Source organism: Polynucleobacter sp. AP-Feld-500C-C5 (genome assembly GCF_018882265.1).
GTDB lineage: Bacteria > Pseudomonadota > Gammaproteobacteria > Burkholderiales > Burkholderiaceae > Polynucleobacter.
Map to the genome: position 1 here is coordinate 135335 of NZ_JACVOW010000023.1, position 25579 is coordinate 160913.

A 25579-nucleotide genomic window follows, 5' to 3' on the forward strand; every position below is an offset into this window, starting at 1 on the left:
TTTGCAAGGGTTTATCGATTTAGGGAGCAACTTTATCCGTTTACTGACACTATCAGGTTCGCTCAACTAAAATGCTTATTTATCAAATATGTCGCTATGAACGCACCATTGGCTTTAAACCAGTTGTTGGATGCTGAGGCGGGCTCTCCCCGTCTTCGCGAAATTCCCTACAACTACACCTCCTTTTCTGATCGAGAAATTGTGATTCGCCTCTTAGGTGAGGAGTCGTGGCGGGTTCTCAATGAGTTGCGCGGTGTTCGCCGTACTGGCCGCTCTGCCCGCATGTTGTTTGAGATCCTGGGTGATATTTGGGTAGTTCAACGCAACCCCTTTTTGCAGGATGACTTATTGGATAGCCCGGTTCGTCGCAAACAATTAATCGATGCTCTGTGGCATCGCTTGGGTGAAGTTAAAAAGCGTAATAGTGGAGATTCTGCAGAACAGGTCGAAATTTTATTAAGCGCTGCTTATCGCGCCATTGAAAATTTCGAAAATGGATTTAAGGAAGTTGAACAAATTCGTAAACGCGCACGTAAAGAATTAGGCCGCCATACCGCTAGCGACAATATTTGTTTTGATGGCGTATCGCGCGCAGCGCATGTTACTGATGCAACGGACTGGCGTGTTGAGTTTCCACTAGTAGTACTTAAGCCTGATTACGAGTCAGAGATTCCTGGTTTGGTGAAAGCCTGCGTGGCATTGGGTCTCACGATTATTCCTCGTGGAGGTGGCACTGGCTATACCGGTGGTGCGATTCCCTTGTATGCCATGTCTGCAGTGATTAATACTGAGAAATTACAAGATATCGGCGGCGTGAAATCTAAGCATCTGCCTGGTGTAGCTCATGAGGTCTCAACCATCTTTACTGGTGCTGGTGTTGTCACTCGCCGTGTAGCTGATGCTGCAGAGCAAGCTGGCTTAGTGTTTGCAGTTGATCCTACTTCTGCTGATGCGAGTTGCATTGGCGGTAACATTGCCATGAATGCCGGTGGTAAAAAAGCAGTTCTTTGGGGCACTGCTCTAGATAACCTCGCTAGCTGGCGCATGGTGGATCCAGAGGGCAATTGGCTCGATGTTGAACGCCTTGAGCACAACCTTGGCAAGATTCATGATGTTGCAACCGTGCGCTTTCAGTTAACTTGGTCTGATGGTAATAGCGAGCCTGGTCAGCGAATTCTAAAAACAGAATTGCTCGAAGTAGAAGGCAAGCGTTTTCGCAAAGAGGGTTTAGGTAAAGACGTTACTGATAAATTTTTATCAGGCTTGCCTGGCGTACAAAAAGAAGGTTGCGATGGTTTGATTACTAGCGCAACTTGGATATTGCATCGCATGCCAAAATTTATGCGTACTGTTTGTTTAGAGTTTTTTGGGCAAGCGCGCGAGGCCATTCCAAGTATTGTCGAAATCAAGGCTTACTTGGATGGTTTAAGTAAGCAAGGCGGTCCCATTCTGGCTGGTCTGGAGCACTTGGACGATCGTTATTTGCGCGCAGTTGGCTATTCCACAAAATCTAAGCGCAATAGTCTGCCAAAGATGGTATTGATTGGCGATATTGCTGGCGATGATGAAGGAACAGTCGCAGCAGCTACTAGTGAAGTAGTACGCATGGCAAACCTGCGGGTTGGCGAGGGCTTTGTTGCAGTGAGCGCAGAAGCCCGCAAGAAGTTCTGGCTCGACCGTGCTCGGACAGCCGCCATTGCTCGTCATACCAATGCATTTAAGATCAATGAAGATGTGGTAATTCCTTTGCCACGGATGGGTGAGTACACCGATGGGATTGATCGCATCAATATTGAACTATCCCTTAAAAACAAGTTACAAGTTCTCGACGGCCTGGAGTCGTTCTTGAAAAAGAGCGCTTTGCCATTAGGCAAGAGTGATGCGGAATATGAAATCCCTACAGCAGAGATTTTAGGTGATCGGGTTCAGCAGGCTCTTGAATTAATTACGAGGGTGCGCACTCGTTGGGCTGATTGGCTGACGCAGATGGATACCCATTTCCCACAACTTCAAAACTACAGCTTGCGGGCATCATGGAAAGAGGAAGTTCGTTCTGAATTACGTATTATTTTTGGCGGTCTTGCATTCGAGCCGATATTGGCTGAACTTGAGGCTATTCATAAAAATATTCTGCGTAAGCGCGTATTCGTTGCATTGCATATGCATGCTGGTGACGGTAATGTACATACCAATATTCCGGTGAACTCTGATGACTACGAGATGCTGCAAGATGCCCATCGTGCAGTCGATCGTATTATGAAGTTAGCCCGCTCCTTAGATGGCGTGATTTCTGGTGAGCATGGTATTGGTATTACGAAGTTGGAGTACTTGACAGAAGCAGAATTAAAAGACTTCCGTAGCTATAAGAATCGTGTAGACCCTGAAGGCAGATTTAACAAGGGCAAGCTGATGCCGCATGCCGACCTGAGCATGGCTTACACGCCAAGCTTTGGCTTGATGGGGCATGAGTCCATCATCATGCAGCAAAGTGATATCGGCGCCATCGCTGATAGCGTGAAGGATTGCTTGCGCTGTGGTAAGTGCAAGCCAGTTTGCGCGACCCACGTACCACGCGCAAATCTTTTATACAGCCCCCGCGACAAAATTTTGGCGACATCATTATTGATTGAAGCCTTCTTATATGAAGAGCAAACTCGTCGCGGTGTTTCAATTCGGCATTGGGAAATGTTTGATGATGTCGCAGCGCATTGCACTGTCTGTCATAAGTGCTTAACACCTTGTCCAGTCAAAATCGACTTTGGTGATGTGACGATGAATATGCGCAACCTCATGCGTAAAATGGGTCAGCAGCGTTTTAATCCAGGTACAGCAGCATCGATGTTTTTTTTGAATACCACCAGTCCAGAGACTATTCATTTAGTTCGTACGGCTATGATTGGTTGGGGCTATAAGTTACAGCGCTTAGGCAATGATCTTCTGCGTAAGTTTGCTAAAAAGCAAACTGCACATCCTCCTGCAACTGTTGGGAAACCGACCATCACTGAACAGGTTATTTTCTTTGTAAATAAGAAGATGCCTGGCAATTTGCCGAAAAAGACTGCGCGTGCTTTATTGGATATTGAAGATGCAAACTACGTCCCCATTATTCGGGATCCTAAAACAACCTCTGCCGATACTGAGGCGGTCTTTTACTTCCCGGGCTGCGGATCCGAGCGTCTATTTTCGCAAGTGGGTTTAGCAACCCAAGCAATGCTCTGGAATGTTGGAGTGCAGACAGTGTTGCCACCAGGCTATTTATGCTGCGGCTACCCACAGCGCGGTAATGGTGATTTTGACAAAGCGGATAAGATGATTACGGACAACCGCGTCTTATTTCATCGGGTGGCTAATACCTTGAACTACTTAGATATCAAGACGGTAGTCGTATCTTGCGGCACTTGTTACGACCAATTAGCGGGCTATCAGTTTGAGCAAATCTTCCCTGGTTGCAGGATTATTGACATCCACGAATTTTTAGCCGAGAAGGGTGTCAAGCTCACTGGAGTAACAGGCGTGAAATATATGTATCACGATCCTTGCCACTCCCCCATGAAGCTACAGGACCCTTTGAAGACAGTGAATGAGCTCATCCAATTGGAAGACGGTAAAGCGATTGTGAAAAATGATCGTTGCTGTGGTGAGTCTGGAACCTTAGCGGTTACTCGTCCTGATATTTCTACTCAAGTCCGTTTTCGCAAACAAATTGAAATGGAAAAAGCGGCCAATGATTTGCGTCAGGGCGATTTCACTGGCGACGTTAAAGTATTAACAAGCTGCCCATCTTGCTTGCAAGGCTTAACCCGCTTTGATGCAGATAGTGATACTACTGCTGATTACATCGTAGTTGAGATGGCGCAAAAATTACTCGGTGAAAATTGGATGCAAGACTACGTCACCAAAGCTAACCAAGGCGGTATTGAAAGGGTGTTGGTTTAATGATTCCAACGAATGTTGTGGTGCACCAGCAGTCCAAGGTTCTTGAGCTCTCCTATGAGGACGGCTCTTCATATCGACTGCCTTTTGAATTATTGAGGGTACTTTCTCCATCAGCAGAAGTTCAGGGTCACGGCCCTGGTCAAGAGACTTTGCAAACGGGTAAGCGCGAGGTATTGATTGCCAGTCTGGAGCCTGTCGGTCATTACGCACTGAAACCCACTTTTTCTGATGGACATGATTCAGGCTTATATTCTTGGGATTACTTGTATTTCTTGTGCGAAAACCAAGAGCAAGTATGGAAAGAGCATTTGGATAAATTGGCTGCTGCAGGTCTTGATCGTGATGCGCCGATGGTGCAGGCAGGACACTCACATGGCCACTCTTGTGGAAGTCACTAATGAGTAAAACCCACTTTGGCTATCAAAGCGTTGACGAAGCCGAGAAGGCTGGTAAGGTTGCCGAGGTATTCCATTCGGTGGCTAGTAAATACGATGTGATGAATGACTTAATGTCTTTCGGTCTACATCGCGTTTGGAAAAAGATCACGATTGCAAGTGCAAATGTACGTCCTGGCCAAAAAGTGCTGGATATTGCTGGCGGTACTGGCGACCTAGCTAGCGCATTTGCCAAGGCGACGGATTGGGGCCGTAATCCTGATGCTCAAGTTTGGTTGAGTGATATCAATGCTTCAATGTTAGGCGTCGGTCGAGATCGCTTATTAGACCAGGGCATGGCCTTGCCTTGCGTGCAATTTGATGCGGAAAAAATTCCGTTCCCTAATAACCATTTTGATGTGGTAACCGTTGCTTTTGGTTTGCGCAATATGACTCATAAAGAGCTTGCACTTGGCGAAATGTGTCGCGTGATTAAGCCAGGGGGCCGCGTACTCGTCTTGGAATTTTCCAAGCCAGATGCCTTCCTGCAGCCCGTATATGACCTGTATTCATTCAAAGTACTGCCTTGGTTGGGCGAAAAAATAGCGCAAGATTCAGAAAGCTATCGCTATTTGGCAGAATCTATCCGCATGCACCCTGACGCGGATACCCTCAAAGAGATGATGCTGGGGGTTGGTTTTGACGAAGTGCAAACCCATAGAATGACTGGGGGTATCGTTGCCTTACATATTGGTATTAAATACTGATAGTTGTATAGTTTTTAAGCTCTTAAAAACTCAAGTATTGAAGAAGTTATTAGAAGGGGTAAAAGCAATGAACAAACATTTTTTTAAAGCAGTTTTATTAAGCTTTACTTTGATATTCGCAACAGTGGGTCACGTTGATGCTGCGCGTCTTGGTGGCGGCAAAAGTATCGGTAAAGCTCCCAGTGCTCCAATTCAAAAGCAAGCTCAACCTGCACAAAAGCAAGCTCAGCAAGCTCAACCTGCAGCTCCAGCACCACAAGCGCCAGCGCCTAGTCGTTTTGGTGGCATGGGTGGTCTCTTAGGTGGGTTAGCTGCTGGTTTAGGTATTGGCTATCTCTTATCGCATTTTGGTCTGGGTGAGGCAGCCTCTTCCCTGATTACCGGTTTGTTGATTGCGGTGCTGGCTGGTTTTGTCATCATGTTTGTGATTCGCAGGTTCTTGCCTGCCATGTCAGGCGCAGGGCAGAATGCAAATGCACCTACCCCTGGTATGCAGCGAGCTAGCCTTAATCAAAATCCGAGACAAGACCCGGCTTTTGCTCCTGTAGCAAATGCTTTTGCTGGCGTTTCACAGGAGCCTGAGCTATTTCATTCCACGCTGCCACCAGGCTTTGATCAGCAAGCTTTCTTAGAGAATGCAAAACAGTATTTTGTGACCTTGCAAAAGGCCTGGGATCAAGGGGATCTTGCTGCATTGCGTGAATTCGCTACCCCTGAAATGTTTGCAACCATTCAGCAGGACTTAGCGGGTCGGACTGATAGCGCCAACCAAACTGACGTTGTAACGGTTAATGCGCGGTTGTTGGGAATCGAAACTGCAGATGCGCATTACTTCTGCAGCGTTCAGTTTAGCGGCATGATCCGTGAGCAACAGGGAGCGCCAGCCAGTGATTTCTCAGAAATCTGGAATTTAAGCAAGCCAGTAGAGGGTCCTGGAGGTTGGGTACTAGCGGGTATCTCCCAGTTAGTTTAAGCTTTAGGTAATTTCCGTCGGAAAACCCGCACTTGTGCGGGTTTTTTACACTTATGAACACAATATCCTCTTCAACACATACGATTGCTGCCGGAGCTGCTTGCCGAGGAATTAACCACGTCTTGGGGCGAGAGCCATGGGCGTGCGCTGAGTTAGCAAAGCATGCAGAGAAGACGGTGCTTATTCAACTTCCTTTTGGGCGCTTGTGTTTTGAGATTAATCCTGTTGGACGCTTAGAGGTCTTAAGAGAGTTGGAAAGCCCTACACTTGCCTTAGAGGTGTCTGCAAAAGCGATGAGTGATTTGGTGGCTAGCCCTGGCAATTTAAAGGAACAAGCTTTCAAAGCTGTCAAAATTACTGGTGATGCAGATTTGGCTCAATTGATTGGACGTTTAGCGGGCCAGTTGCGCTGGGAGTATGAGGAAGATCTGGCGCGTATAGTTGGTGATGCGCCTGCAAATTTTGCTGTCAGACAAGGTAAGAAATTTGTTTCTGCTACGCGTTCTGCCGTCAGTGACTTATTAGACAATGTGATTGAGTACGTCAGTGAAGAGCGAAAGATCCTTTTAAATAAACGCGATTTTATGGTTCGCAAATCCGAGTTAAATGACTTACGCGATTCAGTAGATCGTTTAGAAAAACGCATTCAACTCATAGAGCAAAAGGCTAAATAAATCGTGCGTCGAATTGCTCGTATCTGTTTTATATTTTTTACTGCTTGGCGTTATGGTTTATTGCCTTTATTGCGCGATGTTCTTAAATCAGGAGTTGGCCGTAGCTTTTTGACAGTCGTTTGTTGGACTTCTCCTGGCACTAAATTACCAAGAGGAGAGCGCATTCGCTTAACCCTTGAAGCGCTTGGTCCGATTTTTGTAAAGTTTGGACAAGTGCTTTCCACGCGTCGTGACTTGTTACCAGAAGATATTGCCAATGAGTTGGCAAAATTACAAGATCAAGTGCCGCCGTTTTCTAATGCAGAGTCTCGTCGTTTAATTGAAGAGGCTATTGGTCAGCCTATCGAAGAGGTATTCATGAGCTTTGATGCGACCCCGGTAGCAAGTGCCTCGGTTGCACAAGTGCATTTTGGAGTGTTGCGCGCCACCGACAAACATCCTGAATGGGCCCATAAAACGGTAGCCATCAAAGTATTGCGCCCTGGAATCTTGCCAGTAATTGAAGGTGATCTGGCCTTGATGTATGACTTAGCAAAAGTCATTGAAAAGAGTTCTGAGGATGGTCGTCGCTTGAAGCCGACTGAGAACGTTGCAGAGTTTGATACTTACTTGCATGATGAATTAGATCTGATGCGCGAGGCAGGAAACGCAAGTCAATTGCGTCGCTATTTTGCAGATTCTAAGAAGTTGATGATTCCAGAGATGTATTGGGATCTATGTCACACCAATGTCATTGTGATGCAAAAAATGGATGGCATTTCAATTGGACGCACCGCAGACTTGCGTGCAGCTGGCGTAGATTTTAAGAAGTTGGCAGCTGACGGCGTAGAGATATTTTTCACACAAGTATTTGAGTACGGATTTTTCCACGCAGATATGCATCCTGGAAACATCATGATTAGTTTGGAGCCAGAAACTTTTGGCCGATTTATTTCTTTAGATTTTGGAATCGTTGGCGCGCTTAGTGAATCGGATAAGAATTATTTAGCGCTGAACTTTTTGGCGTTCTTTAATCGTGACTATCGCCGCGTTGCTGAACTTCATATTGAATCTGGTTGGGTGCCGGCGAATACGCGCGTTGAAGAATTAGAGGGGGCTGTGCGTTCTGTTTGTGAGCCTTACTTTGATCGTCCACTCAAAGAGATTTCTCTTGGAATTGTGTTGATGCGTTTGTTCCAGACCTCACGTCGCTTTAAGATCGAAATACAGCCTCAATTGACCCTGTTGCAAAAAACACTCTTAAATGTAGAAGGGTTGGCGCGTGAGCTAGACCCAGATTTGGATCTTTGGAAAACCGCTAAGCCAATTTTGGAAAAATGGGTTGATAAGCAGCTCGGTTGGCGCGGTTTGCTGGATGGACTGAAGGAAGAGGCGCCCACTTGGGCCAAAATTCTGCCTACTTTGCCGCGTTTAATTGCTGATAGTTTGGCTCAAAGCCGTCATCAAACAAAAGACCAAAATGGCGAATTAGAGGTCTTAAAAGCCCTTTTGCTTGAAGAAAGACGTACTCACCGCCTGATAGCTGGGGCTTTGCTCTTTGCTGGAGGATTTTTGGCTGGAATTTTGATCATCAGCCTAGGCATTTATTAGCCTCTCGCCGATTGGCTCCTTAACCGCTAAAATAGCAGGTTAGGCAAAACACATGAAAAAATACTTTATCGCTGGCATCCTGGTTTGGGCACCATTGTCAATCACCGTTTGGGTGATTGCCGGGGGCTTGGGTTTACTCGACGGTGTTTTTGGCTCGGTAATGCACGCCATCATTATGGTTCTTCCCCATGATGCTGCAATAGATGTCCAACACTTCCGCGACCTCCCAGGCGTTGGAATTGTGATTGTGATTGCAGTGATTATGTTCACCGGTCTACTGGCGATTAGTTTTGCTGGCCAGTGGTGGTTAAAGATTTGGGATAAGTTTGTCAATCGCATTCCGATTGTTCGTTCCATCTACTCAAGCGTTCAACAAGTTTCTTCCACTTTATTTTCTGGAAATGGTCAGGCCTTTAGTAAGGCTCTGTTGATTCGTTATCCTCATGCTGACTCTTGGGTGATTGCATTTCAAACCGGCACGCCTGCAAAAGAAGTGACGGCTAAGCTCGGCGAAGACTACGTCAATGTATTTTTGCCCACCACGCCAAATCCTACCTCCGGATTTTTTATGATCGTACCTCGTGCGCAAACGATTGAGTTGGAGATGAGTGTAGAAGAGGCATTGAAACATATTGTTTCCATGGGCTCGGTTCCACCAAATAATTCTAGTGCTCTGACTTCACATGAGTCACCACGCCATTTTTGATTTTAGGAAATTGTTATGTCAATGCGTAGCCATACTTGCGGCCAAGTAACCGATTCACTGATTGGTCAAGAGGTCACACTCTCAGGCTGGGTTAACCGCCGTCGTGACCACGGAGGCGTCATCTTTATTGACTTGCGTGATCGCGAAGGTTTTGTGCAGGTAGTTTGTGATCCAGATCGTCCGGAGATGTTTGCCCTTGCTGAGCAAGTGCGCAATGAGTTCTGTATTCAGATTAAAGGTTTAGTTCGCGCACGCCCTGCTGGCACAGAGAATACAGATTTGGTTAGCGGTAAAGTAGAAATTCTCTGTCACAACCTGGTTATTGTGAATGCTTCTATTACTCCACCGTTCCAGATTGATGATGAGAATTTATCCGAGACCACTCGTTTGACTCATCGTGTATTGGATTTGCGTCGTCCACAAATGCAAAAGAATCTACGCTTGCGTTATAATGTTGCAATGGAGTGCCGCCGCTATTTAGACGAAGCGGGCTTTATTGATATTGAAACACCGATGCTCACCAAGAGTACGCCTGAAGGTGCGCGCGACTATTTGGTTCCATCCCGTGTGCATGATGGCCAGTTCTTTGCTTTGCCACAGTCTCCCCAGTTGTTTAAGCAGCTATTGATGGTGGCTGGTTTTGATCGTTACTATCAAATTACCAAGTGTTTCCGGGACGAAGATTTACGTGCAGACCGTCAACCAGAATTTACCCAAATCGACTGTGAAACGGCTTTCTTGAGCGAGATTGAGATTCGCGATCTCTTTGAAAACATGATTCGTCATATTTTCAAGAAAACTATGAATGTGGAATTGCCTAATCCATTTCCAACCATGCCTTACTCAGAGGGTATGGCGCGTTTTGGTTCCGATAAGCCAGATTTGCGTGTCAACTTTGAATTCACTGAATTGACAGATGTGATGAAAGACGTTGATTTCAAGGTCTTCTCAGGCGCAGCTAATCAAGAAGGTGGCCGAGTAGTGGGCTTGTGTGTACCAGGTGGCGCCGAGATCAGTCGTAGTGAAATTGATGACTACACCCAGTTTGTCAGTATCTATGGTGCCAAAGGTTTGGCATGGATCAAAGTGAACTCTATCGCTGAAGGCCGCAATGGTTTGCAATCACCGATTGTGAAAAACTTGCATGATGCTGCGATCGAAGGCATCTTGAAACGGACTGGTGCTAAAGACGGCGACATCATTTTCTTTGGTGCTGATAAAGAAAAAGTGGTGAATGATGCCATCGGCAACCTGCGCTTGCGTATTGGCCACTCTGCTTGGGGTAAAGAGCATGGCCTCTTTACCGAAGCATGGAAGCCATTGTGGGTAGTAGATTTCCCGATGTTTGATTACGACGAAGGCGAAGCCCGTTGGGTTGCTTGCCATCATCCATTCACCAGCCCGAAGGATGAGCACATGAAGTACCTCGAGTCTGATCCAGGCAAGTGCTTGGCTAAGGCTTATGACATGGTTCTAAATGGTAGTGAAATCGGCGGCGGTTCTGTTCGTATTCACCAAGAGGCGGTACAAAGTCAGGTTTTCCGCGCATTGAAGATTGGTGCTGAAGAAGCTCAAGCAAAGTTTGGCTTTTTATTAGATGCACTTCAATACGGTGCGCCCCCACATGGCGGTATTGCCTTCGGCTTAGATCGTATTGTGACCATGATGACTGGTGCTGAGTCCATTCGTGATGTCATTGCTTTTCCTAAAACACAACGTGCACAATGCTTATTAACCCAAGCGCCTAGCCCAGTAGATGAGCGTCAGTTGCGCGAGTTGCATATCCGCTTGCGCCAAGCAGCGCCGGCTGCTTAAAACAATTCAAGCAGTATCGGCACTATCTTGAAAATCCCTATCTCGGTTTTAGTTGTTATCTACAAATCGAATAGGGATGTTTTATTGATAGAGCGCGCTGATCGTGCAGGCTTTTGGCAATCGGTTACTGGTAGCTTGGATAGGTCAGATGAAGATTTAGCTCAAGCGGCTACCCGTGAGGTTTTCGAAGAAACGGGGATTGCCGTTGACCAGCTGCCAGCAGATGCGCTGCGTAATTTGCATCACCAGATCGAATATGAGATCTATCCAGAGTGGCGCTTTCGATATGCGCCTGGCGTCACCAGAAATACTGAACATTGGTTTGCGCTGCAGGTTCCAGAAAATACTTCCATTCACCTTTCCCCAAGAGAGCATGTTGCTTATGATTGGTTGCCATTTGCAGAGGCAGCTCAGAAATGTTTTTCTCCTAGCAATGGTGAAGCGATTCTGAAATTGTTTTCAGCGAACTGAACTAGAAGCGAATAAGATAGAGCGATGAGACATTCATCGGGACACCATCACGGTAGCGCAGATTCCAAGCCCTCACAGGGAAGTGACTGGAAGGTTATTCGCGATTTAATTCCCTATCTACTGGAATATAAATTTAGAGTTGCGATTGCTCTGGCTTGCTTAGTGGCTGCTAAGGTTACTAATCTAGGCATCCCTATTTTGCTGAAGCGTTTAATTGATGATTTAAACCTCAGGGCGGACTCTCCACAAGTCTTACTTGTAGTTCCAGTGGGGCTCATTCTGGCTTACGGGCTCCTCCGAATGGCTGCATCCTTGTTTGCTGAGTTGCGTGAGTTTCTCTTCGCTAGGGTGACCCAAAATGCTGTCCGCAAAGTGGCTCTCCAGGTCTTTGAGCATTTACATGCTTTGGCGCTGAGCTTTCATCTGGCTCGTCAAACTGGAGGAGTCAGTCGGGATATTGAACGTGGTACTCGAGGTATTCAGTCGCTAATCTCTTATTCGCTCTATAGCATCCTACCAACGCTTGTTGAGTTCATTTTGGTGTTGGGCTATTTGGCGTACTCATATGATATTTGGTTTGCAGCAATTACCTTATGCGCCTTGGTTTTCTATATCGTATTTACTGTAGTAGTCACGGAGTGGCGTACCCATTTTCGCAAGACTATGAATGATATGGATTCAAAGGCGAATCAGAAAGCCATTGATTCTTTATTAAATTTTGAGACGGTAAAGTATTTTGGTAATGAGGCTTTTGAAGCTAGTCGTTACGACAAAAATTTAGTGCGCTACCAGGCCGCTGCTATTAAGTCGCAAAAATCTTTAGCAGTTCTCAACTTTGGACAGCAAACAATCATTGCCATTGGCTTAGTCCTAATTTTGTGGCGCGCTACACTCGGTGTAGTAGACGGCACCATGACTCTTGGCGACCTTGTATTAGTAAACACTTTAATGATCCAGTTGTATATTCCACTCAATTTCCTGGGTGTGATTTATCGCGAGATCAAACAGTCTCTAACGGACATGGAGCGAATGTTTTCATTACTCAATACCGATAAAGAGATTGCTGATTCACCGAATGCACATCCATTGCGAATCGATCATCGTGGTCACGGGCCAGACGTCCGTTTTGAGAATGTATCTTTTCATTACGATGCTAAGCGTGAAATTTTGCGTGATGTCAGCTTCAACATTCCCGCCGGTACTATTACTGCGGTTGTGGGTCAAAGTGGTGCAGGCAAGAGTACCTTAGCTAGATTGCTCTTTCGATTCTATGATGTGCAGTCTGGAAAAATCTTGATTGATGGTCAAAACCTTCAAGATGTGACACAGGCAAGTTTGCGTAAAGCCATTGGCATCGTTCCCCAAGATACGGTTTTGTTCAATGACACCATTGGTTACAACATTGCCTATGGTGATCCTTCAGCAACAATTGATGAAGTTCATGAGGCTGCAAGGGCAGCGCAAATCGATGGCTTTATTAAACGTTTGCCTGAGGGTTATGAGACCCAAGTAGGCGAGCGGGGCCTGAAGTTATCAGGTGGCGAAAAGCAGCGTGTGGCAATTGCCAGAACTTTACTTAAAAAACCCGCAATGTTGATTTTTGATGAGGCTACTTCAGCCTTGGACTCTAAAACGGAGAGGGCTTTTCAGGAAGAATTACTCGGTTTGGCCAAAAATCGAACAACTCTGATCATTGCACATCGACTGTCAACCATTATTCATGCCGATCAAATCTTGGTGATGGATCATGGTCAGATTGTGGAGCGTGGCACTCATCCTGAGTTACTGGCTGCTAATGGGAGGTATGCCGAGATGTGGCAAATGCAAGAACGAGCGGCACTTGATTAGAATAGCTTGATGACGCAGCAAATGAATCCATCAGTTACTACAGAGGCTATTCTCAAGAATGCCTTTGCTGCTGCCGTATCGGTAGCCGATCCGCAGATGATTGTCCCGCAATACTTAGCAAAGATATTCCCATCTGGGCAGGAGCCACAAGGTAAATGCTTGGTAGTTGGTGCCGGCAAAGCAAGTGCATCTATGGCAAGTGCCCTAGAGTCTTATGCAAAAGTAAACTGGCCCCAGACAAAGATAAATGGTGTGGTTCTGACGCGCTATGGCCACAGCTCTCCAACAGCTCACATCAAGATTGTGGAGGCTGGTCATCCGGTACCTGATCAAGCTGGTATGGATGGCGCAAAGGAAGTGTTGGCTTTGGCTCAGGAGCTTCAAGCTGGGGATGTCTTAATTGCTCTGGTGTCAGGCGGCGGCTCTAGTCTTCTGACCTTGCCGGTCGAGGGCATTTCGATTGAAGATATGCGCAAGACTACTGAGGTACTCCTGCGCAGTGGTGCACCGATTGAAGAGATGAATGTAGTGCGCAAACATTTATCAGCAATTCTGGGTGGCAATTTAGCAAGGGTTGCGATTGCGCGCGGTGCTCGTGTTGAAGCTTTATTAATTTCAGATGTGACTGGGGATTCTCCAGCAGATATTGCGAGCGGTCCTTGTGCTGCTGACTATTCAACCTATTTAGATGCACTGAATATCTTAGAAAAATATCACTTAGGTACTGACGCAGTACCTACAATTGTTTTGAATCATCTCAAGCAAGGTTTAGCCGGAGAGAAGCCAGAAACCTTAAAAGACATTGACTTGGTAGATGCGCAAGTAGCCAATCATGTGATTGCTACCGCATATAAAAGTTTAGAAGCAGCAGCTGATTATGTACGTACCCAAGGATATGAACCTGTTGTTCTGGGTGACACCATTACCGGTGAAGCTCAAGAGGTTGGAGTGAGTCAAGCAAATTTGGCTCGTGAGTATTTAGCCAAAGGTGACAAGCCCTTGGCTCTTATTTCTGGTGGTGAATGCACGGTGACGATTCCTGCAGGACTTAAGGGGCGCGGCGGCCGTTGCAGTGAATATCTCTTATCTCTTTTTGCTGCCAGTGCAGATTTATCCAAGATTGCTGCCTTAGCGGCAGACACCGACGGTATTGATGGTAGCGAGAAAAATGCCGGCGCATGGTTTGATGGTGAAGTTCGAAAACTAGCTCAACCTCAAGGGCTTGTGCCAGAAACATTCTTGGCGGCACATGATTGCTACGGTTTCTTTGCAGAATTAGGAGCTTTAGTGGAAACTGGCCCTACACTCACAAATGTGAATGATTTCCGCATTATCTTGCTCGATAAATAATGATGTCCAATAGTCCGATACAAATTGAATTAATTCAGCCAGACGATTGGCATTTACACATTCGTGATGGCGAAGTAATGAAGTATGTATTAGCTGACACTGCTCGTCAATTTGCACGCGCGATCATCATGCCAAACTTGAAGCCACCAGTCACTACCGTAGATTTGGCCAAGGCTTATCAAGCTCGCATTGAATCGAATTTGAAATCATTAGGTATTGGCAGTTTTACGCCGCTGATGACTTTATATCTAACTGATAACACTTCAGCGGATGAGGTGCGTAAAGCTAAGGCAGAAGGCATAGTTGGATTCAAGCTATATCCTGCAGGTGCTACGACAAATAGCGATGCGGGTGTTAGTGATATTAAGCGTTGCTATCAAGCTTTAGAGGCGATGCAAACTGTTGGAATGCCTTTGCTGGTGCATGGTGAAGTAACTCATGCTGATGTTGATATCTTTGATCGCGAAGCTGTATTTATTGATCAAGTTCTTGAGCCATTGCGCAAAGATTTTCCTGAGCTCAAAATAGTGTTTGAGCACATTACGACAAAACAGGCGGCGCACTATGTGCGTGATGCCTCGACTGACGGAAAGAATACGATTGTTGCGACGATCACCCCACAGCATTTGCTCATGAACCGCAATGCGATCTTTGCTGGCGGTATTCGTCCACACAACTACTGTTTACCAGTACTCAAGCGTGAAGAGCATCGCGTTGCCTTGCTAGATGCTGCTACTAGCAGCAATCCTCGTTTCTTCTTGGGTACCGATAGCGCGCCACATGCGAAGGGCGCTAAAGAGGCTGCTTGCGGTTGTGCTGGTTGCTATAGCGCATTTAATGCTTTGGGTTTATATGCTGAGGCATTCGAGAGTGTTGGTAAATTGGATAAATTGGAAGGTTTTGCCAGTTTCTTTGGCCCTGATTTTTATTCTTTGCCACGCAATAGTAAAAAAATTACTCTTTCCAAACAGGCGCAAAGTATTCCTGCAGAATTGCCTTTAGGTGATGCGACGATTGTTCCGCTACGCGCAGGCGAAACAATCGCCTGGTCGCTGATTTAAATCTACATACGCTAGTATTTCGTTTTCAAGCCAATTTGCTCCGTCTGCGTTAGACTGCAGGCGCAGAGTCAATTAGGCAATCGCCGCCTCTTTATTGAGGGGGAGGAAAGTCCGGACTCCACAGGGTAGGGTGATGGCTAACGGCCATCCACGGTGACGTGAGGAATAGGGCCACAGAGACGAGCGTATTTAGTTACGGTGAAACGCGGTAACCTCCACCTGGAGCAATCCCAAGTATGCAGACGATGAGGCGTCCCGCTGAGTCTGCGGGTAGGGAGCTTGAGCCGTTAGGTAACTAACGGCCTAGAGGAATGATTGCCCCTAGGTGCGAATCTAGGCGACAGAATCCGGCTTATCGATTGACTCTGCACTTATTCCGTAATGACTTCGACGCTGTAAGTCAGCTCAGCAGTTTTAGCCAGCATGGTAGTGGCGGAGCAATACTTTTCATGAGAAAGCTTCACGGCGCGATCCACTTTGGTTTGCTCTAAATCTTTGCCTTTAACGATGAAGTGCAAATTAATCTTGGTAAAGACTTTCGGGTCCTCAGAGGCTCTTTCTGCCTGAAGGGTGACATCGCAGGCTGTAACTGCTTGGCGAGCCTTTTGTAGGATTAAAACCACATCGAATGCGGAACAGCCTCCAGCTCCAGCCAGAAGGAGCTCCATCGGCCTTGGAGCTAGGTTTCTGCCGCCTGCTTCAGGGGCGCCGTCCATATTGACGAGGTGCCCACTGCCAGTTTCAGCTGAAAAAGCCATACCACCATTACCCAACCAAGAGATTCGACATTCCATATTAGTGATCCCTAACTTAATAAATTAATCAATATTATCAATAGTTTACCAATTTCTATACATTAGTATTGCCCTAAATTTGGGCTAAAAAACATCAGAAAATTGATTTTGGTCAATTTTCTTGCATTGCACCATAAATCTTGTGTAGAATAACCATATTGGTAGTCAGTCTTGTATAAGACTGAGACTTACCACCCAGTGTCTCCTCCACCCAAACATAGGTGGATTCCAACCCAGGACTCGTTCCTGGGTTTTTTTTGGGTTACAATTCAGGGCTTTACTGAATTACCGAACCAGTCAGCGGTAATTTGTTGTACCAGTTAGATTGCAGAATCTGCGAGCTTGCAAACATAAGCAGGGCCAAGGTGGACGTAGTTTGGTTGGGGTAATTTTTTGACTATAACAATTTGAGAAATCATGAAAACTTTTTCCGCAAAATCCCATGAGGTAAAGCGTGAATGGTTCGTGATTGACGCTACGGACAAAGTCCTCGGTCGTGTCGCCAGTGAAGTGGCACACCGTCTACGCGGCAAGCACAAGCCTGAATTCACACCACACGTTGATACTGGCGACTTTATCGTCGTGATCAATTCATCTAAGCTGCGTGTCACCGGCACAAAAGGCTTGAACAAGATTTATTACCGTCACAGCGGATACCCAGGTGGTATTAGCTCGACTAACTTCGACAAGATGCAAGACCGTTTTCCAGGCCGCGCTTTGGAGAAGGCTGTGAAGGGTATGTTGCCAAAAGGCCCACTAGGCTATGCCATGATCAAGAAATTGAAAGTTTATGGTGATGCTAATCATCCGCACACGGCTCAACAGCCTAAAGCGTTAGAGATTTAAGGAAACCAAATGGCTATTAATTACGGAAATTGGAATTATGGTACCGGTCGCCGCAAGAGTTCTGTTGCGCGCGTTTTTATTAAATCTGGCAAAGGCGAAATTACTGTTAACGGTAAGCCTATCGATGCTTATTTTGCTCGTGAAACATCGCGCATGATCGCTCGTCAGCCTTTGGCTCTCACAGCCCACTTAACGACCTTTGATATCAAAGTAAACGTTTCTGGTGGCGGTGAAACTGGCCAAGCTGGTGCAGTTCGTCACGGCGTAACTCGTGCATTGATCGATTACGACAACGCTCTGAAGCCAACTCTGTCTAAAGCAGGCTTGGTTACTCGCGATGCTCGTGAAGTTGAGCGTAAAAAAGTTGGTCTGCATGGCGCTCGTCGTCGTAAGCAGTTCAGCAAGCGCTAATTCTTTCAGTCGCTTCAGTTTTATCGAAAGGGTCGCGCAAGCGGCCCTTTTTGTTTCTACAATGAAGCAAATTGTAAGAATGTTGTATTACTCTGCAAAAATAGAGTGATTGGGAATACAGGATTTTGGAGAAAGACATGATTAAGGTTGGCATCGTTGGCGGCACAGGATATACCGGGGTTGAGCTACTGCGTTTATTGGCCCAGCATCCTGAAGTCAAAATAGTTGCTATTACATCTCGCACTGAGGCTGGTATGCCAGTAGCTGAAATGTTCCCATCTTTGCGTGGTCGTGTTGATCTGAAATTTACAACACCGGATGAAGCCAAATTAAACGAATGTGATGCAGTGTTCTTTGCAACCCCGCATGGTGTTGCGATGGCACAAGCAAAAGAATTGCTTGCAAGCAATGTGAAGATTTTGGATCTTGCGGCGGACTTCCGTTTGAAAGATGTCAAAGAATTTGCCAAGTGGTATGGCATGGAACATAGCTGCCCAGAGATTTTGGCTGAAGCTGTTTATGGTTTGGCGGAGATAAACCGCGAGGCTATTAAAAAAGCACGTGTTGTCGGCTTAGCGGGTTGTTATCCAACTTCAGTGCAACTTGGGCTTGCACCATTACTCTCTCCAAAATCTACTGGCGGCAAGCAGTTGATTGATGGTAATCACATTATTTCTGACTCCAAGTCAGGAACATCTGGTGCTGGACGTAAAGCCGAGATTGGCACATTGCTATCTGAGGCAAGTGATAACTTTAAAGCCTATGGTGTTAAAGGCCATCGCCATCTTCCTGAGATCGTGCAAGGTTTGAAGGCGATTGCAGGTCACGATCAGATTGGTCTGACATTTGTGCCGCATCTCACCCCAATGGTAAGAGGCATACACTCGACTTTATATGTCCGCCTGACCGATGCCGGAATGGATGTTGACTACCAAAAGCTCTATGAGAACTTCTATCAGGGTGAGCCTTTTGTTGATGTAATGCCTGCTGGCAGTCATCCAGAGACGCGTTCAGTGCGGGGTAGTAATGGCATTCGGATTGCGATCCACCGGCCAGGAGGTGGGGACACTTTGGTCATTTTGGTAGTGGAAGACAATCTAGTGAAGGGTGCTTCAGGTCAGGGCGTACAGTGTATGAACCTCATGTTTGGCTTACCAGAAACTACTGGGCTTAACCAAATAGCCGTTTCTCCATAATCGGGTATCTGGGTGATCAGTAATGACCCTTCAGCAGACTGGGCATTTAAAGCCTAGAATAGAGTTATCTTCTTTTGAATTAGGAGTAAATCATGACCCAATTAGCTACGCAACCTGCACAAGATTTAGCCGAGCCACCAACCCCTTTGGTATTCACGGATAGCGCTGCTGCAAAAGTGGCTGATTTGATTGCTGAAGAAGGTAATCCAGAGTTGAAGTTACGTGTGTTCGTTCAAGGTGGTGGTTGCTCAGGTTTTCAATACGGCTTCACATTTGATGATGCTGTGAATGAAGATGACACCCTTTTTGAAAAGAATGGCGTTACTTTGTTAGTCGATTCAATGAGCTTCCAATATTTAGTGGGTGCTGAGATTGATTACAAAGAGGACATCAACGGCTCACAATTTGTGATTAAAAATCCAAATGCAACAACCACTTGTGGTTGTGGCTCTTCTTTCTCCGCTTAAAATCTACTACGCTGGATAGCAAGCACCTAGAATTCTAGGGCCCTTCGCTCCTGTAACGGCTGGCAAATTTGCTGGCCGTTTTTCTTTATGAGCCCAGGCAAGCCAAGCAAAAGCGAGGCCTTCAACGAGTTGCGGATCGATACCAACAGAATCACTCGTTGTAATTTCTAAAGGCTCTGTAAAGAAATGCTGTGCCTTCACTTTGAGTAAATTCATCAAGGCTTGGTTTTTGGCGCCGCCTCCGCAGACAATCAGCTGCTGGGTTTGTGGGCCATGACGTACCAAGGCTTCTAGCGCTGAATGAGCGCTTAGGTGCAATAGGGTTGCTTGCACATCTTCAATGGAATGATTCACATCCCCTAGTTTTTCTTGCAACCAGTTAAGATGAAAATCATCTCTTCCCGTACTTTTTGGTGGAGCTTTTGCAAAGAAGGAATCTGACAACATTCTTGCCAGCAGCTCTGTATTCACTTTACCTTGTAATGCCCATTTACCATTCTCATCAAAAGCATTTCCTTGATGTTGATGTATCCAAGCGTCCATCAAGATATTTCCAGGGCCGCAATCAAAACCAGTAATTTCACCACCATTTGGAAGAAGAGTGAGATTGGCGATGCCACCAATATTTAAGACTGCGATGCTTTTTGTTGCAGAAAATTGTTGCGCATGAAAAGCGGGCACTAATGGGGCACCCTGACCCCCAGCAGCAAGATCGCGACTTCTAAAATCTGCAATGACATCAATACCGGTCTTTTCGGCTAAGAGGGCTGGATTGAGGGTTTGGTGTGTGTATGCTAAATCTCCAAGATGAGGCTGATGGCGAATAGTTTGCCCATGGGCGCCAATAGCAGTGATATCCGATGCCTGCAAATTCGCTTTGTTAAGTAATGTGACCACAGCCTCGGCATAGGCTAGGGCCAAGGCGTTACCAGCTCGCTTCTCCCTTTCGAGCTCATTGGGGCCTGGAGTTTGCAGCTCAAAAAGGGCTTTTCGAAGATCGGGTACAAAGGGTGTGCTAACAGCCTCTACTGCGCTCGCTTGACCATTGGGCTCAATTTTAGCTAGAACGGCATCAATCCCATCTAGGCTGGTGCCAGACATTAGGCCAATGTAATGGGAATCGGACTTGTTCATGGGGTTCTGGGTTTAGCTCTCAAGGATGCGACAATTATGCTTTAGCAATTTAAATACTAATTTAACTGAAACAGTTAACCGAATCAGCATGACGGCTAAACCTGAACAAAAATATCCTTTGACCCCCGAAGCCTTTGCTGCACTCGAAGTCACCAAACGTGGCTGTGATGAGCTATTAGTTGAGGCTGACTGGGTACAAAAACTGGCTCGTAGCCAGGCCACTAAGACCCCACTCAGAATCAAACTGGGTTTGGATCCAACTGCTCCTGATATTCATTTAGGTCATACGGTTGTTCTGAATAAATTACGTCAGTTGCAAGATTTAGGTCATACCGTGATTTTCTTGATCGGTGACTTCACTAGCATGATCGGCGATCCATCGGGCCGCAATGCTACTCGTCCACCATTAACTGCAGAAGAGATTGCTGTTAATGCCGAGACTTATTATCGTCAAGCAAGCATGGTGCTCGATCCAGCTAAAACAGAAGTGCGCTACAACAGCGAATGGTGTGATCCTTTAGGCGCACGCGGCATGATTCAGTTGGCTGCGAAACATACCGTTGCTCGTATGTTAGAGCGCGATGACTTTACGAAACGCTATCGCAATGGCGTACCGATTTCTATTCATGAGTTCTTATATCCTTTGATGCAGGGCTATGACTCGGTTGCTCTGAAGAGTGATTTAGAGCTTGGTGGTACTGATCAAAAATTTAATCTCTTGGTTGGTCGTGAACTGCAGCGTGAATATGGCCAAGAGCCTCAATGTATTTTGACTATGCCGCTCTTGGTTGGTTTAGATGGCGTTGAGAAGATGAGTAAGTCCAAAGGGAATTACATCGGTATTAGTGAGCCCGCTGGAGATATGTTTGGTAAGCTCTTAAGCATCTCAGATGATTTGATGTGGGATTACTTCACATTGCTGTCATTTCGCCCAATGTCAGAAATTGATTTGATGAAGCAAGAAGTTGCTGCTGGACGAAACCCAAAAGACTGCAAAGTATTGCTTGCCCAAGAAATCGTTGCGCGCTTTCATTCTCAGGCTGCGGCAGAAAAGGCCTTAGAAGACTTTAATCACCGTGCTAAAGGCGGTGTCCCTGATGACATCCCAGAAGTAAATCTCTCTGGAGCCCCCATGGGAATTGCCAGCCTCCTCAAGGCTGCCGGCTTAGCACCATCTACATCAGAAGCGATGCGTAATGTTGAGCAAAGTGGTGTAAAGATTGATGGCGCTACCGTAACAGATAAACAAGCCAAAATTGAGGCTGGAACCTATGTTGTGCAGGTTGGTAAGCGTAAGTTTGCTAAGGTAACGCTGAGTTAATGAGTTTAGAGGTCTAGGCTAGCACTGCCACTAGGTGGGGTTAAACCAAAGTGCTCATAAGCTTGCCGAGTTGCTACACGACCGCGAGACGTTCTCTGTAGATAACCTTGCTGAATGAGGTAAGGCTCTAAGACATCCTCTATCGTGTCACGTTCCTCGCCAATTGCTGCAGCTAGGTTATCAATCCCGACTGGACCACCATCAAACTTGTGCAAGATAGCTTCAAGCAATTTTCTATCCATCACATCAAAACCACTTGGATCAACATCCAACATCTTCAGTGCGGCATCAGCCATGGCTTTGGTAATCGTGCCAGTGCCTTTTACTTCTGCATAGTCACGTACACGACGCAGTAAGCGATTGGCAATACGCGGAGTGCCACGGGCACGTTTTGCAATCTCTATAGATCCCTCTGGATCAATACTAGCCTTAAGCAAACTTGCGGAGCGATTGATGATTTTAGTGAGCTCTTCAGTGGTGTAGAACTCGAGTCTTGCCACAATTCCAAAGCGATCACGCAATGGATTGGTAAGCATGCCTGCGCGAGTCGTTGCGCCAATTAAGGTAAATGGTTTGAGGTCGATCTTGACGCTACGCGCTGCAGGCCCTTCACCAATCATGATATCAAGGCTATAGTCTTCAAGCGCTGGATACAGGATCTCCTCAACTACTGGAGAGAGACGGTGAATTTCATCAATGAAGAGCACATCATTGGTTTCTAAATTCGTTAACAATGCAGCGAGGTCGCCAGGCCTATCTAGAACAGGACCGCTGGTTTGGCGCAAGTTGACGCCCAACTCTCGCGCAATGATGTGTGCAAGCGTAGTTTTACCAAGACCTGGAGGACCAAATAGCAAAACATGATCAAGGGCTTCTTGACGTGCTCTAGTGGCACTAATGAAGATTTCTAATTGGGCGCGCGCTTTCGTTTGACCAACATACTCGTCGAGTTGTTTTGGACGTAAAGCTCTTTCAAAGACAGCTTCAGAATTACCTACTGCGCCACTAACAATGCGGTCATTATTCTCCGGTAAATCTTCAGGGATAGAGCTGAGGTCGTCTGTATGAATTGCCATACTGCCAGTTTAGTGGGGTTTAGCTAATCAGGTCTTAGATAAATACTTTAAACCCATCCGAATGCCATCGGAAACCGAAGTGTCTGGCGGGATTTGCTTGAGGGCTAAGAGGGCTTCTTTTTCTGAATAGCCTAAAGCAAGCAGTGCTTGTAGCACTTCACTATTGGCATCTAATGCTTGAGGTTTGCCGGTAGCAATTCCTAAGTCTGGGGCAAGCTTACCTTTCAGTTCTAAGCAAAGACGCTCAGCAGTCTTTTTACCAATTCCGGGAACTTGGGTCAGACGTCCAGCTTCTTGAAGAGCGATTGCTTGAGCCAACTCGTTCACACTCATGCCAGAGAGAACCGCTAATGCAGTTCTAGAGCCAACACCGCTGATCTTAATGAGCTGTCGAAATGCTTCGCGCTCTGTCTCAGTAGCAAAACCAAAGAGTTGCTGCGCATCCTCGCGCACTTGGAAGTGAGTAAGAAGGGTGATTTTTTGACCTGCTTGGGGTAATTGATACAAGGTGCTCATGGGCACATCCACTTCATAACCAATGCCTTGGCAATCTACCAAGAGGCGAGGTGGATGAATTGAAACGAGGATTCCTTGAATACGACCAATCATGTAGAGATCTTAACCTGTGAAGTGTATTTTTACTTACTGCGTTTCTTGGAAGTTAATGCCGCAGTAATAGCTTTTGGTATTTGAGCGTGATGGGCCGCGCAGATGGCGACGCCCAATGCATCAGAAGCATCAGTCCCTGGTGCACGATTTAATCTGAGGAGACGTTTCACCATCTCTTGTACTTGAGGCTTGGCTGCGCGACCTGTTCCAACAATGGCTTGCTTAACGCGAAGGGCACTGTATTCGGCAACGGGGAGCTTTTCTGCAACGAGTGCGGCGATAACAGCACCTCTCGCTTGACCTAACATCAAAGTTGAACGTGGATTAACGTTTAAAAAGACTTCTTCAATTGCAGCAGACTCTGGGCGATAGGTTTCTAGAACTTCTTTAAGGCCAGCATAGAGGGCGCCTAAGCGCTCAGGCAAGCCCTTGGCAGGATCACCACTTTCAATCGTTCCAGAGGCTATATAGGTTAGTTTTTGGCCGTCAACATCGATGACACCAAAGCCAGTGGTACGCAAACCCGGGTCGATTCCAATCCAACGCATGCGTATTTTTTCTTCCCTTACTTAATGACGGAAGTGACGAGTGCCAGTAAAGATCATGGCAATGCCATGTTCATTTGCTGCAGCAATGATTTCATCATCACGCATACTGCCTCCGGGTTGAATCGCACAGCTCGCGCCGCCATTAACAACCACATCCAGACCATCGCGAAATGGGAAGAAGGCATCACTGGCAACTGCTGAACCTTTTAGGCTTAAGCCTGCATTTTCAGCTTTAATGCTAGCCATACGTGCAGAGTCAACCCGGCTCATTTGGCCTGCACCAATACCGAGGGTCATGCCATTAGCGCAATACACAATGGCATTGGATTTGACGAACTTGGCTACTCGCCATGCAAACATCATGTCATTCATTTCGCTTGGAGTTGGCTGTCTTTGACTAACAACGCGCATCTCACTTTGAAGAACATTCTTTGCATCTGGCGATTGAACTAGTAAACCACCGCCAACGCGCTTGAAATCAAAATGATTAAATGCAGTGCCGAGTGGAATTTCCAGAAGACGTACATTTTGCTTGACTGCAAAAATGGCTTTCGCTTCATCGCTAAAGCTTGGAGCAATTAATACTTCGACAAATTGCTTGGAAATCGCCTCAGCAGCAGCCCCATCGCAGAGAACATTAAAGGCAATAATTCCTCCAAAAGCTGAACTCGGATCTGTTTTAAAAGCTTTTTGATAGGCTTCTAGTGCTGTTGCGCCAACAGCTACGCCACAGGGATTGGCATGCTTGATGATGACACAGGCTGCTGCGCCGTCAGCATTGCCAGAAAAGCTTTTGACACATTCCCAAGCAGAGTCAGCATCAGCGATATTGTTGTAAGAAAGCTCTTTGCCTTGCAACTGCTGATAGCTTGCAAGAGCGCCAGTTACTGGGTAAATATCTTTGTAGAACGCAGCAGATTGATGTGGGTTTTCGCCATAACGCATCTCTTGTACTTTTTCAAAAGCCAGGTGCAACGTTTTTGGATAAGTAGAGCGGGCTTTGTGATTTAGGTCATCGCCCAATGCGGACAGATAATTGGCAATGGCACCATCGTATTGAGCAGTATGAGCAAATACTTTTTTAGCCAATGCTAAGTTCGTCTTATATGAAACTGTATTGTTGTTAGCTTTCATTTCAACCAAAACTGGCGCGTAATCTTCTGGTGAAATTAAGACGGTGACATCTTGATGATTTTTTGCTGCTGCACGTAACATCGCAGGGCCACCAATGTCGATGTTCTCAACTGCATCCTCAAAGGAGCAGCTTTCTTTTGCCACTGTCTCATTGAAGGGGTAGAGATTGATTACGAGCATATCGATTGTGTCGATGCCATACTTCTTCAAGGCCGCCATGTGCTCAGGAAAGTCTCTGCGAGCCAATAAGCCACCATGCACCATTGGGTGGAGTGTTTTTACACGGCCATCTAGCATTTCAGGAAATTGAGTTAAAGAAGATACTTCGACTACGGGCAGATTATTTTCGGCTAATAGCTTTGCTGTACCGCCGGTAGAAATGAGTTTGATTCCTTGCTCATGAAGAGCTTTAGCGAAAGGCACAATGCCATTTTTATCGGATACGGAGAGAAGCGCTGTACGGATCATAAGTTTTGGA

Annotated in this window: 23 protein-coding genes and 1 other RNA gene; 18 read left to right on the plus strand and 6 right to left on the minus strand. The window is 46.3% G+C overall.

What is annotated here, in order from left to right:
- Positions 1-96: 96 nt before the first annotated feature.
- The 13 genes from ICN21_RS08455 (at position 97) to rnpB (ending at position 15936) form a co-directional block, all read left to right on the plus strand.
- Positions 97-3936, plus strand: coding sequence for an FAD/FMN-binding oxidoreductase (locus tag ICN21_RS08455; protein WP_216178095.1), 3840 nt, complete (start codon positions 97-99; stop codon positions 3934-3936).
- Entirely contained in the window at positions 3936-4334 is a 399-nt protein-coding gene (locus ICN21_RS08460) for a gamma-butyrobetaine hydroxylase-like domain-containing protein (RefSeq protein ID WP_216178096.1), read from the plus strand. Before ICN21_RS08455 ends, ICN21_RS08460 begins: the two co-directional genes overlap by 1 nt.
- Positions 4334-5077, plus strand: a complete 744-nt coding sequence (ubiE, locus tag ICN21_RS08465) for a bifunctional demethylmenaquinone methyltransferase/2-methoxy-6-polyprenyl-1,4-benzoquinol methylase UbiE (protein ID WP_215295886.1) — start codon at positions 4334-4336, stop codon at positions 5075-5077. Before ICN21_RS08460 ends, ubiE begins: the two co-directional genes overlap by 1 nt.
- Before the next feature lie 67 nt (positions 5078-5144).
- Positions 5145-6050, plus strand: a complete 906-nt coding sequence (locus tag ICN21_RS08470) for a Tim44 domain-containing protein (protein ID WP_216178097.1) — start codon at positions 5145-5147, stop codon at positions 6048-6050.
- Between the two features lie 53 nt (positions 6051-6103).
- Positions 6104-6724, plus strand: coding sequence for an SCP2 domain-containing protein (locus ICN21_RS08475; RefSeq protein ID WP_216178098.1), 621 nt, complete (start codon positions 6104-6106; stop codon positions 6722-6724).
- A 3-nt stretch (positions 6725-6727) separates the two neighbouring features.
- Positions 6728-8314, plus strand: coding sequence for a ubiquinone biosynthesis regulatory protein kinase UbiB (gene ubiB / locus ICN21_RS08480; protein WP_216178099.1), 1587 nt, complete (start codon positions 6728-6730; stop codon positions 8312-8314).
- A gap of 52 nt (positions 8315-8366) precedes the next feature.
- Positions 8367-9020, plus strand: a complete 654-nt coding sequence (locus ICN21_RS08485; RefSeq protein ID WP_215295882.1) for a DUF502 domain-containing protein — start codon at positions 8367-8369, stop codon at positions 9018-9020.
- Positions 9021-9035: 15 nt separating this feature from the next.
- Positions 9036-10835, plus strand: coding sequence for an aspartate--tRNA ligase (aspS, locus tag ICN21_RS08490; protein WP_216178100.1), 1800 nt, complete (start codon positions 9036-9038; stop codon positions 10833-10835).
- Positions 10836-10862: 27 nt separating this feature from the next.
- Positions 10863-11306 (plus strand): dihydroneopterin triphosphate diphosphatase, encoded by a 444-nt coding sequence (gene nudB, locus ICN21_RS08495; protein WP_216178101.1) that lies wholly within the window; start codon positions 10863-10865, stop codon positions 11304-11306.
- A gap of 24 nt (positions 11307-11330) precedes the next feature.
- Complete coding sequence (locus ICN21_RS08500; RefSeq protein WP_216126929.1) at positions 11331-13154, plus strand: ABC transporter ATP-binding protein/permease; 1824 nt, start codon at positions 11331-11333, stop codon at positions 13152-13154.
- Between the two features lie 9 nt (positions 13155-13163).
- The gene (locus tag ICN21_RS08505) at positions 13164-14504 is read left to right on the plus strand and encodes a glycerate kinase (RefSeq protein WP_255534273.1); all 1341 of its coding nucleotides are present in this window, start codon (positions 13164-13166) and stop codon (positions 14502-14504) included.
- 2 nt (positions 14505-14506) lie between these two features.
- Complete coding sequence (gene pyrC, locus ICN21_RS08510; protein WP_216178102.1) at positions 14507-15565, plus strand: dihydroorotase; 1059 nt, start codon at positions 14507-14509, stop codon at positions 15563-15565.
- Between the two features lie 64 nt (positions 15566-15629).
- An RNA gene (rnpB, locus tag ICN21_RS08515) (RNase P RNA component class A) lies at positions 15630-15936 on the plus strand.
- Here rnpB and ICN21_RS08520 read toward each other — a convergent pair.
- A complete protein-coding gene (locus ICN21_RS08520; RefSeq protein WP_216178103.1) occupies positions 15937-16359 on the minus strand; it encodes an OsmC family protein in 423 nt (140 codons plus the stop codon).
- Positions 16360-16776: 417 nt separating this feature from the next.
- Between ICN21_RS08520 and rplM the strand changes: the two genes are divergently transcribed.
- The 4 genes from rplM (at position 16777) to erpA (ending at position 19279) form a co-directional block, all read left to right on the plus strand.
- The gene (gene rplM / locus ICN21_RS08525) at positions 16777-17205 is read left to right on the plus strand and encodes a 50S ribosomal protein L13 (protein WP_068949468.1); all 429 of its coding nucleotides are present in this window, start codon (positions 16777-16779) and stop codon (positions 17203-17205) included.
- Positions 17206-17214: 9 nt separating this feature from the next.
- A complete protein-coding gene (rpsI, locus tag ICN21_RS08530) occupies positions 17215-17616 on the plus strand; it encodes a 30S ribosomal protein S9 (RefSeq protein ID WP_015422033.1) in 402 nt (133 codons plus the stop codon).
- A gap of 137 nt (positions 17617-17753) precedes the next feature.
- Positions 17754-18812: an N-acetyl-gamma-glutamyl-phosphate reductase gene (gene argC, locus ICN21_RS08535; RefSeq protein WP_216178104.1), complete on the plus strand. Its 1059-nt coding sequence runs from the start codon at positions 17754-17756 to the stop codon at positions 18810-18812.
- Positions 18813-18904: 92 nt separating this feature from the next.
- A complete protein-coding gene (erpA, locus tag ICN21_RS08540; RefSeq protein WP_215295874.1) occupies positions 18905-19279 on the plus strand; it encodes an iron-sulfur cluster insertion protein ErpA in 375 nt (124 codons plus the stop codon).
- A gap of 6 nt (positions 19280-19285) precedes the next feature.
- On the opposite strand, the gene ICN21_RS08545 is transcribed toward erpA, so the two are convergent.
- The gene (locus ICN21_RS08545; RefSeq protein ID WP_216178105.1) at positions 19286-20413 is read right to left on the minus strand and encodes an anhydro-N-acetylmuramic acid kinase; all 1128 of its coding nucleotides are present in this window, start codon (positions 20411-20413) and stop codon (positions 19286-19288) included.
- Between the two features lie 88 nt (positions 20414-20501).
- On the opposite strand from ICN21_RS08545, the gene tyrS reads away from it, so the two are divergent.
- On the plus strand, positions 20502-21734 hold the full coding sequence (tyrS, locus tag ICN21_RS08550; protein WP_215319047.1) for a tyrosine--tRNA ligase: 1233 nt from the start codon (positions 20502-20504) through the stop codon (positions 21732-21734).
- A gap of 5 nt (positions 21735-21739) precedes the next feature.
- Here the strand turns inward: tyrS and ruvB are convergent, their stop codons facing one another.
- From ruvB to purH, 4 genes are read right to left on the minus strand one after another with little or no spacing between them, the layout of a single operon-like run.
- Positions 21740-22810, minus strand: coding sequence for a Holliday junction branch migration DNA helicase RuvB (ruvB, locus tag ICN21_RS08555; RefSeq protein ID WP_216178106.1), 1071 nt, complete (start codon positions 22808-22810; stop codon positions 21740-21742).
- Positions 22811-22837: 27 nt separating this feature from the next.
- Positions 22838-23419 carry a Holliday junction branch migration protein RuvA gene (gene ruvA, locus ICN21_RS08560; RefSeq protein WP_216178107.1) on the minus strand — a complete coding sequence of 194 codons (582 nt, stop codon included), beginning with the start codon at positions 23417-23419 and terminating at the stop codon, positions 22838-22840.
- 29 nt (positions 23420-23448) lie between these two features.
- Positions 23449-23967, minus strand: coding sequence for a crossover junction endodeoxyribonuclease RuvC (ruvC, locus tag ICN21_RS08565; RefSeq protein WP_215295869.1), 519 nt, complete (start codon positions 23965-23967; stop codon positions 23449-23451).
- Positions 23968-23988: 21 nt separating this feature from the next.
- Entirely contained in the window at positions 23989-25569 is a 1581-nt protein-coding gene (gene purH, locus ICN21_RS08570) for a bifunctional phosphoribosylaminoimidazolecarboxamide formyltransferase/IMP cyclohydrolase (RefSeq protein ID WP_216178108.1), read from the minus strand.
- Positions 25570-25579 lie beyond the last annotated feature (10 nt).